Below are 2,857 nucleotides of genomic sequence, written 5' to 3' on the forward strand. Positions count from 1 at the left end.
ACTGCTTCGCAGCCGAACGCAGCCTCGCGGGCTCGGCAGCTGCTACGGATCGCATTAATTAGCCTGAAAGGCCGGTTTTTTATTGCGCGCAGTAACGGCCTGGACATTTCGGGCCACGTTGCGATTCGAATCGTCGCCACCACTTTTGTTCCGGGTCATGGAAGCATTGGCAACCTCCTGACTGATTTGAGCTGTTTATCAGCTATCTCCCCCAGATGGAGCGACAGTTTCTCCGTCCGGTACTTTAATGGATGGTCTGGAGCGACTGATCACTGGGCCGTCATAGCCTCAAGGCTATGGATCCCATACCGAAAAGCTATTTCTTCAATCGGTGATCCGGATCCACGCTTAAGGATGGTTAGCTGAAAACAAAATAAAGAGGAGATGCCATGTCAACTGAATCGAAATGCCCGTTCAATCACGCCGCTGGCGGTGGCACGACGAACCGCGACTGGTGGCCGAACCAACTGAACCTGAAGATCCTGAGTCAACACTCGCCCAAGTCTGACCCGTTGGGGGGCGACTTCAACTACGCCGAAGCCTACAAGAGCCTGGACTACCAGGCGCTGAAAAAAGACCTGACCGCATTGATGACCGATTCCCAGGATTGGTGGCCAGCGGACTTCGGTCACTATGGGCCTTTCTTTATCCGCATGTCCTGGCACGCCGCAGGCACCTATCGCACCGGTGACGGCCGGGGTGGCGCCGGCTCCGGCCAGCAACGCTTTGCACCGCTCAACAGTTGGCCCGACAACGTCAGCCTCGACAAGGCCCGTCGGTTGCTGTGGCCGATCAAGCAAAAGTACGGCAACAAAATCTCCTGGGCCGACCTGATCGTCCTCACCGGCAACGTTGCACTGGAATCCATGGGCTTCAAGACCTTTGGTTTTTCCGGTGGCCGCCCGGATGTCTGGGAACCGGACGAAGACGTCTACTGGGGCTCTGAAAGCACGTGGCTGGGTGGCGACGTGCGCTATGGCAAAGATGCCGGGCAAACTCCCGCAGAACGCAATCTGGAAACCCCGCTTGCCGCCGTGCAGATGGGCCTGATTTACGTAAACCCCGAAGGCCCTGAAGGCAACTCCGATCCGGTCGCCGCCGGGAAGGACATTCGTGAAACCTTTGCGCGCATGGCCATGAACGACGAGGAAACCGTTGCGCTGATCGCGGGCGGTCACGCCTTCGGTAAAACCCACGGTGCCGGTCCTGTCGATCACGTTGGACCCGAGCCCGAAGCCGCCGGCCTCGAACTGCAGGGCCTGGGCTGGAAGAGCACGTTCGGTACCGGTAGCGGTGCCGACGCCATCTCCAGCGGCCTGGAAGTGACCTGGACGACTACGCCAACCCGGTGGAGCAACAATTACCTGGAAAACCTGTTCGGTTACGAATGGGAACTGACCAAGAGCCCGGCGGGGGCAAACCAGTGGAAGCCAAAAAACGGCGCTGGCGCCGGCACCATTCCGGATGCCTTTGATCCGTCCAAACGGCGTGATCCGACCATGCTGACCACGGACCTGTCGCTACGCTTCGACCCGATCTACGAGCCGATTTCCCGGCGCTTCCTGGCCAATCCAGACCAGTTGGCCGACGCCTTCGCCCGCGCCTGGTACAAACTCATTCACCGTGACATGGGCCCGCTCTCACGCTACCTCGGCCCGGAAATGCCGAACGAAGAGCTGCTGTGGCAAGACCCGATCCCTGCTGTCGACCATCCACTGGTCAATGACAGCGATGTCGCCGTGCTCAAGGGCAAAATTGCGGCCTCGGGGCTGACAGTTTCGCAGCTGGTATCGACGGCCTGGGCGGCGGCTTCCTCTTTCCGTGGCTCCGACAAACGCGGTGGGGCCAACGGCGGGCGCTTGCGCCTGGAGCCGCAGAAGTCCTGGGAGGCCAACCAGCCAGAACAACTGGCCCGCGTGCTGGCAAAACTCGAAAGCATCCAGAACGAGTTCAACAGTGGCGGCAAGAAAATCTCCCTGGCCGACCTGATCGTGCTCGCCGGTGGCGTGGGCGTGGAGCAGGCCGCGAAAAATGCCGGCCAAAGCGTGACGGTGCCTTTCACGCCAGGACGCATGGACGCCAGCCAGGAGCAGACCGATGTCGACTCCTTCGGTTTCCTTGAACCGATTGCCGACGGCTTCCGTAATTACCTGAAGCAACAGTACCGTGTGTCGGCGGAAAAACTGCTGATCGACAAGGCACAACTGCTGACGCTCAGCGCGCCGCAAATGACGGTATTGGTGGGTGGCTTGCGGGTGTTGAACACCAATGTCGGCCAGGGCAAGCACGGTGTGTTCACCACGCGTCCGGAGGCCTTGACCAACGACTTCTTCACCAATCTGCTCGATATGGGGGTGGAGTGGAAGCCGGTATCGGATGCCCAACAAGAGTTTGAAGGGCGTGATCGCAAGACCGGTGCCGTGAAGTGGACGGGCACCCGGGTTGACCTGGCCTTTGGTTCCAATGCGCAGTTGCGTGCGTTGGCCGAATTCTATGCAACCGCCGATGCGCAACAGAAGTTCGTCAAGGACTTCGTCGCTGCGTGGACCAAAGTGATGAATCTGGATCGTTTCGACTTAAACCGCACCGTCTAGAGGAGATGTTGTCATAACGCTGGCATTACCGGCAAAAAGCGCCTCGGCTCGCCCTCCGGCTCCGACCTCAGCGGAGGGCATCCAGCGACCATGAATCTTGGCGATCATGGTCCGGTCCATTGCTGTCGACCTTGTACAAAAAGGACACGCTGAAGGCTAATAGCGCTAATGCGATCTGTAGCAGCTGCCGAGCCCGCGAGGCTGCGTTCGGCTGCGAAGCAGTCGTGAGTCCAGCTGACACGGCCTGCCTGACGTACCGCGAT

At 59.5% G+C, this 2,857-nt stretch carries 1 protein-coding gene; it reads left to right on the forward strand.

Annotation, left to right across the window (positions count from 1 at the left end):
- Nucleotides 1–389 precede the first annotated feature (389 nt).
- Complete coding sequence (katG, locus tag PMI34_RS04440; RefSeq protein ID WP_008053146.1) at nucleotides 390–2,594, forward strand: catalase/peroxidase HPI; 2,205 nt, start codon at nucleotides 390–392, stop codon at nucleotides 2,592–2,594.
- The last annotated feature ends 263 nt before the right edge of the window (nucleotides 2,595–2,857 follow it).

The organism is Pseudomonas sp. GM74 (assembly GCF_000282455.1).
GTDB lineage: Bacteria > Pseudomonadota > Gammaproteobacteria > Pseudomonadales > Pseudomonadaceae > Aquipseudomonas.

Excerpts from the sequence above, each read along its gene's own strand:
- katG (WP_008053146.1), top strand. The coding sequence starts at position 390 with ATGTCAACTGAATCGAAATGCCCGTTCAATCACGCCGCTGGCGGTGGC.